Origin of the sequence: Methanosarcina sp. UBA411 (genome assembly GCF_002495725.1) — an archaeon.
In the GTDB taxonomy this organism is placed as follows: domain Archaea; phylum Halobacteriota; class Methanosarcinia; order Methanosarcinales; family Methanosarcinaceae; genus Methanosarcina.
Map to the genome: position 1 here is coordinate 148234 of NZ_DAGK01000003.1, position 16106 is coordinate 164339.

General features: G+C 41.4%; 14 protein-coding genes. 4 read left to right on the plus strand and 10 right to left on the minus strand.

The features are described from left to right. Positions 1-170 precede the first annotated feature (170 nt). On the plus strand, positions 171-935 hold the full coding sequence (locus BP861_RS01780) for a hypothetical protein (RefSeq protein ID WP_292371972.1): 765 nt from the start codon (positions 171-173) through the stop codon (positions 933-935). 83 nt (positions 936-1018) lie between these two features. On the opposite strand, the gene BP861_RS01785 is transcribed toward BP861_RS01780, so the two are convergent. From BP861_RS01785 to groES, 6 genes are all read right to left on the minus strand, one after another. Next, positions 1019-2215: a pyridoxal phosphate-dependent aminotransferase gene (locus BP861_RS01785; protein WP_292371974.1), complete on the minus strand. Its 1197-nt coding sequence runs from the start codon at positions 2213-2215 to the stop codon at positions 1019-1021. Between the two features lie 254 nt (positions 2216-2469). Beyond that, on the minus strand, positions 2470-3111 hold the full coding sequence (locus tag BP861_RS01790) for a hypothetical protein (RefSeq protein WP_292371976.1): 642 nt from the start codon (positions 3109-3111) through the stop codon (positions 2470-2472). Positions 3112-3185: 74 nt separating this feature from the next. Beyond that, positions 3186-3974, minus strand: coding sequence for a queuosine precursor transporter (locus BP861_RS01795; protein ID WP_292371978.1), 789 nt, complete (start codon positions 3972-3974; stop codon positions 3186-3188). Between the two features lie 162 nt (positions 3975-4136). Then, complete coding sequence (locus BP861_RS01800; protein WP_292371980.1) at positions 4137-4964, minus strand: hypothetical protein; 828 nt, start codon at positions 4962-4964, stop codon at positions 4137-4139. Between the two features lie 196 nt (positions 4965-5160). Then, complete coding sequence (gene groL / locus BP861_RS01805; protein WP_292371982.1) at positions 5161-6771, minus strand: chaperonin GroEL; 1611 nt, start codon at positions 6769-6771, stop codon at positions 5161-5163. 124 nt (positions 6772-6895) lie between these two features. After that, a complete protein-coding gene (gene groES, locus BP861_RS01810) occupies positions 6896-7174 on the minus strand; it encodes a co-chaperone GroES (RefSeq protein ID WP_292371983.1) in 279 nt (92 codons plus the stop codon). A 237-nt stretch (positions 7175-7411) separates the two neighbouring features. Between groES and BP861_RS01815 the strand changes: the two genes are divergently transcribed. Both BP861_RS01815 and BP861_RS01820 read left to right on the plus strand, forming a co-directional pair. Beyond that, positions 7412-7819: a helix-turn-helix domain-containing protein gene (locus BP861_RS01815; RefSeq protein ID WP_292371985.1), complete on the plus strand. Its 408-nt coding sequence runs from the start codon at positions 7412-7414 to the stop codon at positions 7817-7819. A gap of 128 nt (positions 7820-7947) precedes the next feature. Next, a complete protein-coding gene (locus BP861_RS01820; RefSeq protein ID WP_292371987.1) occupies positions 7948-9072 on the plus strand; it encodes a DUF362 domain-containing protein in 1125 nt (374 codons plus the stop codon). Positions 9073-9376: 304 nt separating this feature from the next. Here BP861_RS01820 and BP861_RS01825 read toward each other — a convergent pair whose 3' ends face one another. Both BP861_RS01825 and BP861_RS01830 read right to left on the minus strand, forming a co-directional pair. Then, a complete protein-coding gene (locus tag BP861_RS01825; protein WP_292371989.1) occupies positions 9377-11320 on the minus strand; it encodes a PRC-barrel domain-containing protein in 1944 nt (647 codons plus the stop codon). Between the two features lie 143 nt (positions 11321-11463). Further along, on the minus strand, positions 11464-12279 hold the full coding sequence (locus BP861_RS01830) for a PRC-barrel domain-containing protein (RefSeq protein WP_292371991.1): 816 nt from the start codon (positions 12277-12279) through the stop codon (positions 11464-11466). 569 nt (positions 12280-12848) lie between these two features. Here BP861_RS01830 and BP861_RS01835 point away from each other — a divergent pair. Beyond that, positions 12849-13067 (plus strand): transcriptional regulator, encoded by a 219-nt coding sequence (locus tag BP861_RS01835; protein ID WP_292371992.1) that lies wholly within the window; start codon positions 12849-12851, stop codon positions 13065-13067. Between the two features lie 68 nt (positions 13068-13135). On the opposite strand, the gene BP861_RS01840 is transcribed toward BP861_RS01835, so the two are convergent. Both BP861_RS01840 and BP861_RS01845 read right to left on the minus strand, forming a co-directional pair. Next, positions 13136-13738 (minus strand): hypothetical protein, encoded by a 603-nt coding sequence (locus BP861_RS01840; RefSeq protein ID WP_292371994.1) that lies wholly within the window; start codon positions 13736-13738, stop codon positions 13136-13138. Positions 13739-13853: 115 nt separating this feature from the next. After that, complete coding sequence (locus BP861_RS01845) at positions 13854-15830, minus strand: MASE3 domain-containing protein (protein ID WP_292371996.1); 1977 nt, start codon at positions 15828-15830, stop codon at positions 13854-13856. Positions 15831-16106: the final 276 nt, after the last annotated feature.

Consider the following 16106-nt stretch of genomic DNA (forward strand, 5'->3'; position numbering starts at 1 on the left):
GAATCTCGTATCAATTTTGGTGAATTTAGAGATTTAATTCTTTAATACTCAGGTACGTAGAGAATGATAAAAGTAATACTTTCACGTAACTTCCCCAACGGTTAATAATCTGCAGATCCAATCTTCTTCTACCTGCTCAAACCTGCTCAACAGCAAGCGAGGTTCTTATCTTGAGGCACGAAAAAGAAGAAGTAGCTGTCCTTGTCAGAGCCGTTCCCGAGAAAAGCAAAAAGGATGGGAATGGGCATGCCGTCGGGATAATCGGTATTAATAAGCATGGAGAAATGCTGAGGCTCTATCCTCTGGGATTCAGATACGGGGAAGGACTGGTTGATTTCAGGAAGAATGACCTGCTAGAATTTACGGTTACCAGACCTGAGCATGATGTCAGGTGGGAGAGCAGGAAAGTCCTCAGTCACGTGAACCTGGAAAAGCCCCTTAAAGAGAGGGAAATAAAAGAGCTTGTCCTGCCGCTCGTAACATCTATTGAAAAGCTAAATCTCAAGGGAGCGACCCTTGGAGTGGTAAAACCGAAAATCTTAGACCTCGAAATAAAGGTGAACAGCACTGAGGCTTATGACCGGCAGCAGTATTTTAATCTCATAGGAGATTTTCTGGAAAAAGGGGAAAAAGCTGCCCGAATGCCTGTCGAGATCAGGTATTTTTTCAAGTGTGAGGGAGAAAATGCCTGCAGGGGGCATAAAATAACCCTGCTCGACTGGGAATTTAACGAAGACGTGCGGAATATCATAAGGGACGAGCAGGAGCCGGCAGCCATAGAGAGTAAAATAAAAAAGCATTTCTCGGACCTCATGAAAGAAAGAGAACTTTATTTTATCATGGGGACGCATTTCACGTATGGAACCTGGATTATAACAGGACTTTTCTGGCTGGAAAAAAACGGAAAGCTTCAGAGCAGTCTTTCCGAATTTTAAAATAATAGAAAGAAAAAAATTGGTTAGAAAGTTAGAAATGATAAAGAAAAGAGTGGCCTAACTCAAGAATTAACCTAACTACATTATAGAATTTCTAATCCTTCAAGTTCCTTTTCCAAAAAGGCTTCCAGCCTATCCATACCTTCTTTTATATTTTCGATGCTATTGGCGTATGAAAAACGTAGATAACCTTCAGCCCCGTTACCGAAATCGATTCCAGGCGTGACTGCAACGCCAGCTTCGTTAAGGATACGGCGGCTCAATTCCAAGGAGTCGCTGCCGTACTTGCGAGCATCGGCAAGGACATAAAAAGCTCCTGTTGGCTCCTTGCGGACATCAAGGCCCATTCCAATAAGTCTTTTTAACATATACTGGCGGCGTGTATTGTAAGTCTGGATCATCTTGGCAACGTGTTCCTGCGGACCTTTGAGAGCCGCGATTCCTGCCTCCTGGACAAAGGAATTGGCGCAGATGAAAAAGTTCTGGTGGATTTTCTGAATTGCACGGACGCACTCAGGAGGACAAATAATATAGCCGAGCCTCCAGCCTGTCATTGAATATAATTTGGAAAAGCCATTCAGGACAAAGGCGTTTTTCGTATACTCCAGAACAGTGTGCTCTTCTCCGCTATAGATCAGACCCTGGTAGATTTCGTCTGAGACAATAGGAATTCCTTTTTCATCTGCGATCTCGGCAAGGCCCTGCAAGCTTTCCGGAGACATGACATGACCTCCAGGATTTGAAGGACTGTTAATCAGGATGGCTTTAGTATTCGAGCTCAAGCACTGCCTTACTGTTTCGGGTTCCAGAGCAAACCCATTTGTCTCGCTCGTGTAAACAAAAACAGGAGTTCCACCCAGATATTTCACGAAATTTGGATAGCAAGCATAATGAGGGTTCGACATTATGACTTCATCCATTCTCTCAAGTAGAGCCATAAAAACAATCAGAAGAGCCGGACTCGTACCGGATGTTACAATAACCTGATCCGGGCTAAGCTCGACTCCGAACTTCTGCTGGTAAGATTCGACTATTGCCTCTCTGAGCGAAAGAAGTCCTTGACTGTGAGTGTATTTTGTGGATCCCCGGTAAATAGCAGCACAGGCGGCTTCACAGATATGAGGAGCCGTAGGAAAATCAGGTTCTCCTATCTCGAGATGGATTATTTGTCTTCCCTCAGCTTCCAGAGCCTGAGCACTTTCCAGCACTTCCATCACATAGAAAGGAGGGATATCTTCAGATTTTTTTGATAGGATGCATTCTGAGTTTATTGAGAACATAAAAGACCTTCTGAAAATCAATTGTTGTGAAAGGAGCTGAGGTAAAAGCAAGTAACACCGCTGAAGTTATACCTATACTTGAAACTGCGTATGCTTTCAAGATTTAAATATCCTGTGGGAAAAACAGAATCAGAGAAATAATAGGATAGAAAGAAAAAGGCCGAATCCTGAGAAGCCCGAAAGGAAAAAGGGTAATTCCTGAGAAAATTGGGAGAAAAAAATTAGTTCCTTGTATGAAACCAGTATTTAAGAGCTTAATTTCTTGGCATGATTTTTTCGAGAATTTTTACATCTGAACTGCTCCAGCCCTGGTCTTCAAGTATTTTCGCAAAATCACGCTGGAAAACTTGGAATTTTTCAAGATTCTCAGGGATAATACTAAGGAAGTCATAGTCCCCATATGCTCCTGCAAAGAAGGAAGAAACCGTTTCCTCAAACTTTTCCTCGATTCTCTGAGGGTACCAGAATCCGTTCTGTGAGAGTAAAACAACGTTAGGATCAGGAACAGGAATATCATCCGAATAAATGTAAAGCCCTATGGAAACCTCTTCCCCGTACTTTGCAAGAACCAGTTTTTTCTCAAATCCTGATTTCTGGAGCTTAAGAAACCATTCACCCTTTAAAAGATCAGCAGTTTCATTGAGAACTCCATGGGCTTTGAGTATCTTTTCTGCTACCTTTTGTATTTCCAAGATAGAATTTTTGCACTGCTCCTTGGACATTTCAAGACAGGGCATACAGCTTTCACCGGCTGGAACCTCAGCATACTGAGCCTCCCTCTCACCGGGTTTTTGGGGCTTTTTCGTTTCTTCGCCCTTTCCTTCAGATTCTTTTCCCGCCCCCCGCTGAACATCAGGAACAGTCTGCCGCATATTATATTCTGGATATTTTACCATAACTTTGCACCCCTATATTATAATAGGAATACTCATAAATATTAGGTATTCTGCAAGTCATCTCGCAAACCTTTTCAAAAAAGGTTTGATCGAAAACGTCGTGACGGTATGATAAAACGGCGCAACGGTTTGGTTGAAATTTCATGATCCGGGCTTTTTTCAGGCGCCAAATTTGTTTCTGCCTTAACCGAGTTGGTATTCCGGTTTTTCCCGGAGTCGGAACTCTTATTCTCATTTTCGGAAGCAAGCCACCTGACTCCAAGATATACAAATGGGGTATCAAGAAGAGCGAAAATCACTTTAAGAGTCCAGAGCGGCAAAACCATAAAGAATATTGCAACTGCATCCATCTCAGGAGCTGCATGATAGAAAGCAATAAACATAAAAACGATAGAATCAAACAGCTGGGAAACAATTGTTGAAAGGTTATTTCTAAGCCACAGGTATTTGCCCTTCGTTTTCTGCTTCCAGAAATTAAAAGCCCAGAGATCGTGGTACTGGCTTATAATAAAAGCGATCATACTTGCCAGAATAACTCTCAGGGAGTTTGAAAAAACGGAGTTATAAGCCTCATTGTGCAGATATAGAGGGGAAGGAGGGAGACCTGTACTTGCAAATACAAAAAGTACAGCAATGCAGAGTGAAAGAAAACCTGCATGTACAAAAATCTTTGATACTTCTTTTCCCTTGACCTCTTCTACTATATCTGTAATAAGAAAGGTAATCGGATATCCGAAAATCCCTACTGAGGTTACGATTCCAAAGATCTCAATTAGCTTGCTGCCTAGAAGATTTCCAAGGAGCAGAGAGCTGACAAAAGCTGTCAGCAAAAGTTGGATTTTATAATCTATAGATTGTTTCATGGATTCTCAGGGTTTAAGTTAGGTTTGGCGGGTTGGAATTGAATTAGGGATTGAATATGGATTTAGGGATAAATTATAAGCGGAATATTATAATTTATAAAATACCGGTTCACCGGATTCCGGAAAGACGAGATGTAAAGTAAGGGCTGCAGAAGCAGAAAGTTACTTGAAACGCTCTGCTCTTCTGAAAAGGTTTTGAGGTGACCGGTCTACCTCATCACATATGACCTTGTGAGGAATAGAAGAGGGCAGAATAGAACAGGCTTGGCTGTCCGTGCCTCGCAGCCCCCAGGTCTCATCTGTGAGCAGGAAATAGGAGTTTTCAAGCCTGATACCTTTTGATTTCAGGGAAGAAAGAATCTCTGGATTTGAGAGGTCTTTTTGAATTTCTTCCGCAGCTTTTACCTGAGTGCCTGGTCCTCCTTTTTTTACAGGATAAAGTCGATCATCAGAAAGGATTTTTTCCATCGTTCGGACTACCAATCTGTAACAAGTTTTTTTATTGGTTGACATTTCCGGCACTTTCTCAAGATAAAAAACATTGCTCTTATTGCGGGCAATATCCAGGAGAATATCTTCACGTCTTGAAAAAGATTCTACATTACATGTGGATATACTTGATAAAAAAATAGGAAATTTTTTGGATAGGCTGTCTGCAGCTGCCTGATTCATCTTCTCACGGGGAATATACTCAAAGCTGATCCTGGACCCTGAAAACTCCTTATCTAATTCCTGCACCTTTCCCTGAAAAACTTTTACGGCTTCAGTAGAATCATTATAAATAATTATTTCCGTATCACCTTTGAAAAAAATCCTGACAAGGGATACGGCAAAATTAAGGGCTGCAAGCTCGCAATCAAGATTATTGTAAGGTTGATCCTGGACTTTAGTCGTTGACTGGTGAATCTGCCTGCTGTCCCGGAGTAGCACGCAGCCGATATAGGCGTCTTCGTTTTCATTATAGGATGAGTCACAATAGACTTCAAGCATCTTTACTTTCACCTTTCTGGTAGAGAATCTACAGTAAAACAAAACTGGATGATTATAACAGAGAAACTATAGATTAACTGTTATTGATATTGATAATTATGCTCTTACAAAAGTATTACGCTAATTTTAGAAAAAGGCTTTCAGTCTTTACTGCTGAAAAGAAAATAGGAAAAGAGAAAGAAGAGAGAAGCTGTAATCAGATAATTATCGTAGCTCCCCTTTCGTCCTTTTCTTCGTTGAATTCAGTGACAAGGGCTTCGGTTGTAAGTACCATTCCTGCAATCGAGGCCGCGTTCTGGAGGCCGCTTCTGACCACTTTCGTAGGATCAATAACGCCTGCCTCGAAAAGATCTTCAAAGATATCTTTCTTTGCGTTGTACCCAAAGAGCTCGCTGGATTCAGCCCTGATGGTTGCAACTACCTCAGCACCTTCCTTGCCTGCATTTTCAGCGATCTGGCGTACCGGTTCCTCAATAGCTCTCTGGACTATCTTTACGCCTACCTCCCTGTCGCCTTCAAGTTTCAGGGAGTCCAGAATAGCAGCTGCACGGAAAAGACTTATTCCACCACCTATAACCACACCTTCTTCAACTGCAGCTTTTGTGGCATTGAGAGCATCATCAATTCTCATCTTTTTCTCTTTCAGCTCGGTTTCGGTTGCAGCTCCTACTTTGATTACTGCGACCCCGCCTCCTAACTTTGCCTGGCGCTTTTTGAGTTCAGTCTTCCTGTAGTCCGTGTCTGCAATGTTAACCTGAGCTTCGATGAGTTTGACCCTTTCATCAATATTTGCTTTATCGCCCCTGCCTTCCACAATGATGGTCTTGTGGTTGTCAACTGTGATCTTCCTGGCACTTCCGAGCATATAGTCATCGAATTCCTCAAGCTTCATACCTTTGTCTTCGGTGATTACCTGCCCGCCTGTCAGTACGGCAATATCTTCAAGCATCTCCTTTCTCTCATTTCCAAATCCAGGAGCCTTGACAGCACAGACTCTCAGTGCTCCGCGAATGATATTCAGGATCAGAGCAGCCTGGGCATCCCCATCGACATCTTCGGCAATAATAAGAAGAGAACGACCTTCAGAGGCGACCTTTTCAAGTACGGGAACTATCTGCTTCATGCTGTTGATTTTCTTGTCCGTGATCAGGACATAAGGATCATCAAACTCACAGACCATCTTCTCGGTATCGGTTGCCATATAAGGAGATACAAAGCCCCTGTCGAACTGCATTCCTTCTACAACGTCCAGGCTGGTTTCCATTGTTTTGGAGTCCTCAACTGTGATTACTCCGTTGTAGCCGACTCTTTCCATGGCATCTGAGATTAAATTACCTATTTCTTCATCGTTATTTGCAGAAACTGCAGCTACCTGTACGATTTTCTCCTTACCCTTTACCTCAACGCTCTTGCTCTTGAGATAGCCTACAACCTTTTCTGTTGCAATCTCGATACCTTTCTTGACATCTATCGGGTTTGCTCCGGCACTGATATTTTTCAGGCCTTCTCGAATCATACTTTGGGCAAGAAGAGTTGCAGTAGTTGTTCCATCTCCGGTATTGTCCTGCGTTTTGGAAGCAACTTCTTTGACAAGCTTGGCCCCCATATTTTCAAACTTGTCATGAAGCTCGATTTCCTTTGCAATGGTTACCCCGTCATTTGTGACCACAGGTTTTGTACTTTTATCCAGCACAACATAGCGTCCTTTCGGCCCGAGAGTAATCTTGACAGTATTTGCAACTTTGTCCACACCGTTTAAGAGTGCCTTTCTTGCATTCTCATCAAACATTATTTGCTTTGAAGCCATCTGTATTCACCTAGATTAAAACCAAGTCATTTCCAAATCAAGTTTGAATTATACTCTTGAATTTCGTGAATTTACTTTGAATATTATTCTTACCTATGTTCTTCAGAATCGGCCTCGTTCAATGTTATTCTTCAGCAATTGTTGCCAGAATGTCTTTGAAGTCGACAAACAGGTACTTTTCATCTTCAATTTCAATTTCATCTGACTGATACCCCCCATAGATCACATGGTCACCTTTCTTCAGGGGAAGCTCCTTTCCATCTTCAAAAGTCCCTACAGCAATAACAATACCTTCCTTTTTCTCCTGCCGTGCAGACTCAGGAATATAGATCCCGCCTTTTGTCACTTCTTCTTTCTTCTGGTGCTTAAGCAAGACTCGTTCGCCAATAGGTCTGATAATCACTCTATTGTTCCTCCTTATACGTAAGTGACCCCATGTTAGCTGAACATTAACTTGTAGCTATGAGTTAATATGGGATTTGTCAATATATTGAACGCTCGTGCGCTCAACTATCTGCATATAATGCGGAACTCATATTTAAAAATTGCTGGAAAAATAAATAAGATTCTGAAAAAATCGAAATGATATCGACAAAATGAAAAGAAATTATATATATGAAATATTCTAAAATATACATAGATGGTTCAACAGATAATCCTCAGATACCTTGAAAAACCTCACGTCAAAAGCCTTGAAGACGATCTTCTGTGGTTATGTGATAGTTTTGGCTTTTCTTCGGGCAGGGATACAGAAAATACAGCGACTAGAATCGTTTTTAGCCTACTTGACAGACTCTCGAATGATGAAATAACTTCCTCAGAAGCCCTTGCTGAAGATCTTGAGATAAAAATATCCAGAGTAAACCATCATCTCAGGAATCTTAACGATTCAGGTCTCCTTTACAGAAAAAAACGCATGGTATATCTTCGCGGAGGAAGCCTGAAGGCTGCAGTAAAAGAAATGCGAAAAGACTCGGAAAGGATTTTTGATGAGCTCGAAAGCATAGCTGAAGAGATAGATTTAAGAGTAGGGATAAAAAACCGATAAGAAAAGGAAAATAAAACCGGTGAAAAATGAGGTAAAAATCGATAAAGGATAAGATAAGAGTTCAAGAGCAAATCAATTAATTAGAACCGGAAAGAAATTCAATAATAAACCCATTTATTTTTCCAGCCGTGAACCGAGTATCCATAGTCCGCTGCCCTGATTATTCTTACACAAAAAGAGCTATAGCTGAAGCTCTGGAACTTCTCGGAGGCCTTGAGAATATAGTCCATCCCGGTGACCGCGTACTTCTTAAACCGAATATCCTTGCGGCTGCCTCTCCAGAAAGTGCAGTAACTACTCATCCATCAGTTGTAGCTTCAATGTGCGAGCTCGTGATTCAGGCCGGAGGGAAACCCATAGTAGGGGACGGAGCTGGAATTTCAAGGCCAGGAGCCACTTCAAAAGCCCTGAAAATTTCAGGTATAGAAGAAGCTGCCCGAAAAGCCGGAGCAAAGGTAGTAAATTTCGAAACCGCAGGCTTTACCCTGGTAGACGTCCCTGACCCTTTGCAGTTCCACAAACTATACATCGCAAACCCTGTCCTCGAAGCCGATGTAGTGATATCACTCCCAAAATTAAAAACTCATGAACTTACCTATTACACAGGTGCAGTCAAGAACTTTTTCGGAACTCTCCCATTAAGATGCCGAAAAGAGGCGCATCTTCTTGGAAGAAGGGACCTTTTTGGCGAGGCTGTTGCTGATATATACTCAGTTGTCAGGCCAGGCTTTGCAGTTATGGACGGGGTTATCGGCATGGAAGGAAACGGACCTTCTCATGGGAAACCCGTAAACTCCGGGGTAATTCTGGCAAGTAAGGATTGTGTTTCCCTGGATATTGTTGCTGCAGAAATGATAGGTTTTGACCCCCTCAAAATTCCCACGACTGCAGGGACCATGAAAAAAGGTTTTGGAAACCAGTGTCCTGTTGTGGTCGGAATTCCGTTAAAAGAAGTCAAAATGAAATTCAAACCATCTAGCGGAGGAGTCAGTACGGCCCCTTCGTTTCTTACCCGCAATCTTGGCAAATATTATAAGATATATCCCAGGATTAACCGGAGAAAATGTACTCACTGCGGAGCCTGTTATTTAAACTGCTCTCCACATGCTGTTGAACGGCTAGAAGATGGGAGTTTTAAAATTAATGAGGAGAAATGTATCCTTTGTTATTGCTGTCGCGAATTGTGTCCCAATAATGCAGTAGAAATCAAAAAATCGCTGCTTGCAAGGCTTTTGACAGAAAAGATAATCTGAGAAAAGATAATCTGATATGTAAAACGTGACAATATATCAAAAACGTAAACAGAAAGGTAACAGAAAATTAACAGAAAGGTAACAGAAAGGTAACAGAAAGGTAACAGAAAATTAATAGGAAATTAATCCTCTTAATTGATTTGAAGTCGTAAAATAAAGTTCAGACTTTTGCAATAAGCCGAACATAATCTAGCTAACATTTTTACTTTTGATATAATTTAGTTAAGGGAGACATGCTAATATGCCTCCCTCAGACGTTTATTTGTATTTGTGTTTCCACCTCTCTGCTATCACCCTTTCTCTTTCAGTGATATTTGCGTTCTCTCCTTTCTGCTACCGCTTTTTCTCTTTCCAGCCGCTCAAGCCTCTCTTCATCTGTTTCTGTCTTTTCCAGCTGTTCTATCCGCTCTTTTTCCTGCCGCGCTATTACTTCTTCTGCCGTTTCCAGGGGTCCCGTCCTCTCAGTGCGAGCTGTCCTCTGTGGTTGGGTGGTCTCTCTAGGCATTCCTGCAGCCACGCCTGTCTGCCAGTAAGGCTGGTATCCATAATAGATGTAGGTTCTGGAGAGCTCCTCACGAGTCAATGGCCAGTTATTTTTATCAAAGCCTTCTGCCCTTTCCAGGACATCCCTTGGAATATCAAGTAAGAAGGCATGCTCATGCGGCCTCAGTGTAAAAGCCTGCCAGGGAATTGCAAAGAATTTATCGGCCATGCCCAGGAATCCGCCAAAGGAAAGCACTGCATATGCTATTTTACCATTTTCGAGGTCAATCATTAGTTCTTCGATCCTTCCAAGGTCTTCTCCAGCAGCATTGACGACTCTATCTGTTTTTATCGTACTTGCTGACAAAAAGTCCGGCATTTCTCTACCTGCCATAACTTTCGTCTGGATCAGAGTCTCGGCTTCTGCCCGCTCTCTCTCCAGCTGTGCCAACCTTTCTCTCTCTTTCTCGGCCTGACTTTCTACTTCAACACGTTCTCTTTCCAGCTGTGCCAGTCTCTGCCTCTCGGTCTCAGCCTGTCTCTGGGCTTCTGTACACTCCCTTTCCAGTTGAGCCAGTCTATCTCGGCGGGTTCCCTCCTGTACCTGTACTGACCTCAACTCTTCTTCAAGACGGGTTACGGATTCCATTTTTTCCTGTCTTCTTGCTTCTTGTAACTCTTTCTCCAGCTGTGCTAACCTTTGTTTTTCAGCCTGTGCCTGCCTTTCAGTCTCAATCCGCTCTCTTTCCAGACGCGCCAGCCTTTCCCTTTCAGTCTCTACCTGTTTCTCAGATTCCATCCGCTGTTTTTCTAGCTGTGAGATTTTTTCTTCCTGCGTTCTCCTTAGCTCTTCAAGCCTTTCTCTTTCTTGCTGCGTCTTTCTCTCTTCTTCTGTTCCTACAAGTGGAACCTGTCTTTCTCTTTCCATTCTGGCCATCCGTTCAGGTTCGCTTTCAACTGGCATTGCTGCCGAAACTCCTGCCTGCGCTGCCATCCCTGTCTGCCAGTAAGGTTGATACCCATAGTAGCTGTAGGTTCTGGAGAGCTCTTCACGAGTTAAAGGCCAGTTGTCCTTGTCAAAGCCCTCTGCATTATCAAAAGTCTCTTTCGAAACATTAAGAACAAAAGCGTGCTCATGTATTTTTAGTGTAAAAGCCTGCCAAGGAATAGCAAACAATTTGTCGCCCAAACCGAGAATTCCACCATGGGAGACAACAACATACCCTACTTTTCCATCCTGGAGATCGATCATAAATTCTTCGATCTTCCCAATATCCTCTCCAGCTGTATTAACGACCTTATCCCCTTTTAGCGTGCCTGCGGACAAGAAATCTGGATTTTCCCTATCTGTAGACGTGCTTCCCATCCTAGCCATCCTTTCAGATTCGGTCTCTCCAGGCATTCCTATCTGCCAGTAAGGCTGATATCCATAGTAGCCGTACACAGTGGAAACCCACTCACGAGAAGTAATAGGCCAGTTATCTTTGTCAAAACCTTCTGCCTTTTCAAGATTTTCTTTAGGAATGTCAAGGACGAAGGCATGGTCATGAAGCCTTAGGGTAAGAGCCTGCCAGGGAATAGCAAATAATTTGTCGCCCAGACCTAGAAATCCACCGAAAGAAAGTACTGCAAATGCCAATCTTCCGTCACGGAGGTCAATCATTAATTCTTCAATCTTTCCAAGATCCTCTCCGGCTGCATTGATGACCTTGTCCCCTTTTAACGTGCTTGCTGACAAAAAGTCTGGATTATTTCGATCTGCCATAGTTCCAACTCCCTATATTTTAGAAAATATGCGTTTAAACGCCTGTGACTGGAGCACAGTTTCGAATTTCTCCCCCGATTAAGTTTATTCTAGCATCTTTACTTGCCAGAAAATTAATGCCTATATCTCTATCCAATTAAGATTCAGAGATTACCTGGCCTATTTTCTATTCTCTGTGCCTGCCAGTAAGGCTGGTATCCGTAGTAGCTGTACATTGTAGAAAGCCATTCACGGGTAGTTACAGGCCAGTGCTCCTTATCAAAACCTTCGGCTTTTTCCAGAACATTCTTGGGAATATCAAGCAGGATGGCATGATCGTGCAATTTCATTTGAAGAGCCTGCCAGGGAATAGCAAACAATTTACTGCCCAGGCCCAAAAATCCGCCAAAAGAGAGTGCGGCATATGCTACTCTTCCCTCCTCAAGATCGATCATTAATTCTTCAATCTTCCCAAGATTCTCTCCGGCTCTATTGACAACCTTATCTCCTTTTATCGTGCTTGCTGACAAAAAATCCGGATTGTCCCTGCTTGCTATAGTTTCCGTCCGGGCCATCCTTTCAGATTCGACTTCTCCAGGCATTCTTGTTTGTCCAGCTACTGCTACCTGCCAGTAAGGCTGGTATCCATAGTAAGCATAAGTTCCGGCGAGTTCTTCACGAGTTAGAGGCCAGTTGTCTTTTTCAAAGCCTTCTGCTTTTTCCAGGACATCCTTGGGAATGTCAAGTAAGAAGGAATGCTCGTGCGGCCTCAGAGTGAGAGCCTGCCAGGGAATAGCAAATAATTTGTCGCCCAGACCCATAAATCCCCCAAAAGACAATACGGCGTATGCTATCCTTCCACTTTGAAGGTCAATCATTAATTCTTCAATTTTCCCAAGGTCCTCTCCTGCCCTATTGACGACCTTATCCCCTTTTATCGTGCCTGCTGATAAAAAATCCGGATTATCCCTATCTGCCATAGTCCAACTCCCTACACTTTAGGAGATTCCCATTTCAAAGACTGCGCCCCCAGACACAGTTACAGAGCATCTCCTCTAATAAATATTATTTTTTTAATGTTACTTAAAACTACCGGAAACATTAGAAGTATTATTTAATGTTATTAAGTAGAAATATATGAATAAATATTAAGAAGAAAAAGTAATAAGATAGTATATTTTTAAAATATGTCTTGTTTTATATTAGGGAAAAATTATCTAGTAAATCGATTAAAATACCTGAAAGATAATCTCCTATGGAAAGCTGTAGTGTTGAAACTGGAAACTAAAAAATGTAAATTTAGGGAGAAAAATTTTCAGAGCATTTAGAGAATCGAGTTTTTGCAGCTTTTCAAAGCTCTTTTTAAGATATTTTATAGATAAGAGTTGTAAAGTCTATGGGTGCTGAAAGAAACGAAAAGCCGGTAATTAAGTTATAACCTTTTCCTTTTTATCTTTTTGAAAGATCTTTTAACCCAGAAAGCCGAAAATAGATATAAAAAAGATTTTTGAGATAATATTTCTGCAATCATACCTTTAAAGGTGATAAAATGCTTCATAACTATATAGATACCGAATACGCTCCGGAAAAATGCTCTCTTTGCAATGGAACCGGACATGCAAATGGCGGAATTTGTGAAGCTTGCGGGGGACAGGGGGATGTACTGGTTGCTCAGCCTGCAATAGTATGCCCTCTCTGTGGCGGGTCAGGAGGTCTTGATAATGGGACTTGCAGGGCATGCGGAGGAAGCGGCTGGGCTCTTTTGTAAAAATACTTTCAAAAAAATAATTGAATAGAAGAGGCTATTTAGAGGGAATCTCTGTGTATTCAGGAAGCCTATCGCTTTTGCCTTTCCCGAAACTCTTCTTTTCTTTCTTCAGGCAGGCAGTCAAAGCAGGTTTCATAGTTTACGGGTTTATACTTATTCCTGCATTTAGGGCAAAGATTCATACCCCTGAGACTTGAAAAATGACAACGTTTGCAGAGCACAATCGCATTTATCAGAGACTCGCATTCTTCTCTTACTTTTTTAGTTTCTTCTTCAATTAACTCTTTAATCCCGGTTTCTTCAAGCCATTCATGATAAAGCTTTTTGAAGTTGCCTTCTTCTGAATCCTCAAGGAGAACTTCAGTAAACTGTTCCTCAAGGTCAGTATGATCAGGTTCGAATTTATGTACAGTTGAGGCTTTATGCCACGTCGGATGGCTTTTATGACGGTGTTTCCCGGTGGGGATATAATCGAATTTCTGGTACCTCTGCCTGTAAATCTCCCTGAATCTGGTATACGCAGCACTGTAAATCTCAGAGCTAACCTTCGCCGGAGAAAAAGCCCTTGGAATGTGAACACACAGGGAATCGGAAGACCCGCACCACTCACAGGTCTTGCCTTTGAGAAATTCAGCCCTTTTTTCTTTCCATTCTTTTGTGTTGCGTTTCATAGAGTGACCTCAAGAAGATTAACTTAAAAATGGACTTTTTTACATAGCTAAGGCAAGAGAAAAAGTTTCCCAAAAAAAAGAATATGGAATAAAGATATTTCGAAATTAGAAGTTTTTATTTTCCTTTATTGCTGAAGCAGATAATATATTTTGTTCCATGGTCTCTTTTAAGCTCTATACAACCATTGATTTGTTCGACAAGAATATTTACAAGCTGGAGCCCCAGGGAGTCAGTATTTTTAAAATCGATATCTTCAGGAATTCCTCTCCCATTATCAGCTACTGTAAGTATGTAATGGGAATTATCATTTATATAGTCCCCACAATCTTTATTCGGATCTGAAAGCCCATACTGTGCAGTAAAAGTTTCAGTTCTACAAAATTTTATGCTGATTTCGCCTTCTTTTCCCGCGGAAAAAGCATGCTTCAGGGAATTTGAAACGAGCTCATTTATAATAATACCAAGAGGAATTGCAATATTCATGCCCAGACAAACCTGTTCAAGGTTCAATTTGAGGCTTATATTTTTGTTTCCTACATTATAGGAATTGAAAAGATCTGCTGTTAGCTTTCTCAAGTAGTCTGAAAAATCGAAGCAATCTGTACTTTCACTCTCATGGAGTTCTTCATGGATCATTGCGATGGATTCAACACGGTTCTGGCTCTCTCTGAACGCTTCGAGTACCTCTTTGTCTTCGAATTTCTCTGCCTGCAGGCTGAGGAGAGACGAAATTACCTGAAGATTGTTCTTTATCCGGTGATGAACCTCTTTTATTCGAATTTTGTCTATTTTTTCCAGAGCTTCTTCAGCCATTTTGCGTTCAGTGATATCATAAATCAGACCCTGAAGCTTTCCTGAACTTTCAGATTCACCCGAGATTCTCTGGATAATTTCCCTGACCCATTTTATCTCCCCGTCTTTCTTCTTTATTCGATACTCGCTTTCAACAATAAAATTCGTGTTTAATTTTAACTTTAATTTATCCCTTCCATTAAAAACAATAGGACGATCTTCAGGTATGATTAATTCCTGCCAATCAACTTTGCCAGAAAGAAAATCCTTCTTTGGGTAACCTGTCATTTCCTCAACAGAACCATGTAGAAATATCAATCTAAAATCTTTGTTAAGCTGGAATCCAATTCCCTGGAGATTTTTCATGAAGGAATTATAATTTTCTGGATCATTTTCTGGATTGTCTTTTACCTCAACACTTCGATGCTCAGTCAAATATTTCTTGCCTATCATTCTGCAAATATGACTGTATTCGTCTCCAAGGAAAACGGCTTTCTGCCTGAAATCTTCTTCCCGGTATTTAAGCTCCCTGAAGAGCAAACTGCAAGGTTCTTCAAATCCGATATCTACAATTGCTTTATAAATCAGGTAAAAAGACAATAATTTAAGGAAGAGACCTATAACACCCAGAGATTCATCTATTTGACTGTAGAATGTAAAGCATAATTCCGCAAAGATTGTCAAGACTATGGATATTGTAAGTAAACTGAAAACTTTTTCTTCGAATCTATCCCTGACCATATAAAGAAGAAAAAGTGAGCAAAGAAGAATGAAAGAAATTAAGTATCCACTTGTAACTTTGAACTGAGTAAATCCTGAACTCTGTAGATAAAAATCCGGGAAATTTTGGAAGAAGAAAATTGAAACCAGACAGGTAACAGTAATTACTGTATATACAAGAAATACTTTCCAGGCAAAAATATCGCTTCCACGGGTTTTGACATCTCTCTCATGGTTCTCTCCAGTACGTGTTAAAAATAACGGGGCTACGAGAAAAGAAGTGCTTTCCAGGAAACTTGCAACTATCCTGAGCTGAACAGTAAGGTTTGTATCAAACCCTGGAAATACCCCCATGCCGTGGAATGCAAGTGTGCTTAGGAAGTTGAAACTCCCGGCAAAAAAAGAGCCAACCCCTAACACTATAAGATATCGATTCTCCAGGCGGCTTCTAGATTTCCATACAATAAGAAATATCACGTATGCAAAGTAGACGCTGAATAATTCTATTACTGTATGAAAGAGGAGATAATTGCTAAGGCTAATAAGATAAAGCAAAATAATAATGGTTATCCAGACCATCACTTCATTGAAGTCTACTTTTAGCGTTTTTTCCCTGACATCTGATATGTTCGATTACCCCCGTTGTGCCTCACGCCTGAAGAATTCAGAAGCTCCATATAAGACTGAATTTTAGACATACCAAGTGGCCTTAATGCCACCATCGAATGATACTAAAACTTGATTCAATTTAGACACGAAACAACTGCAATAACGGAATCGGAAGAGTAAAAAGCATTGCAGAAAAGAGATTAAGAAGAAGCCCGGAGGCATTATATTCCGTTTACTGTATCCCCA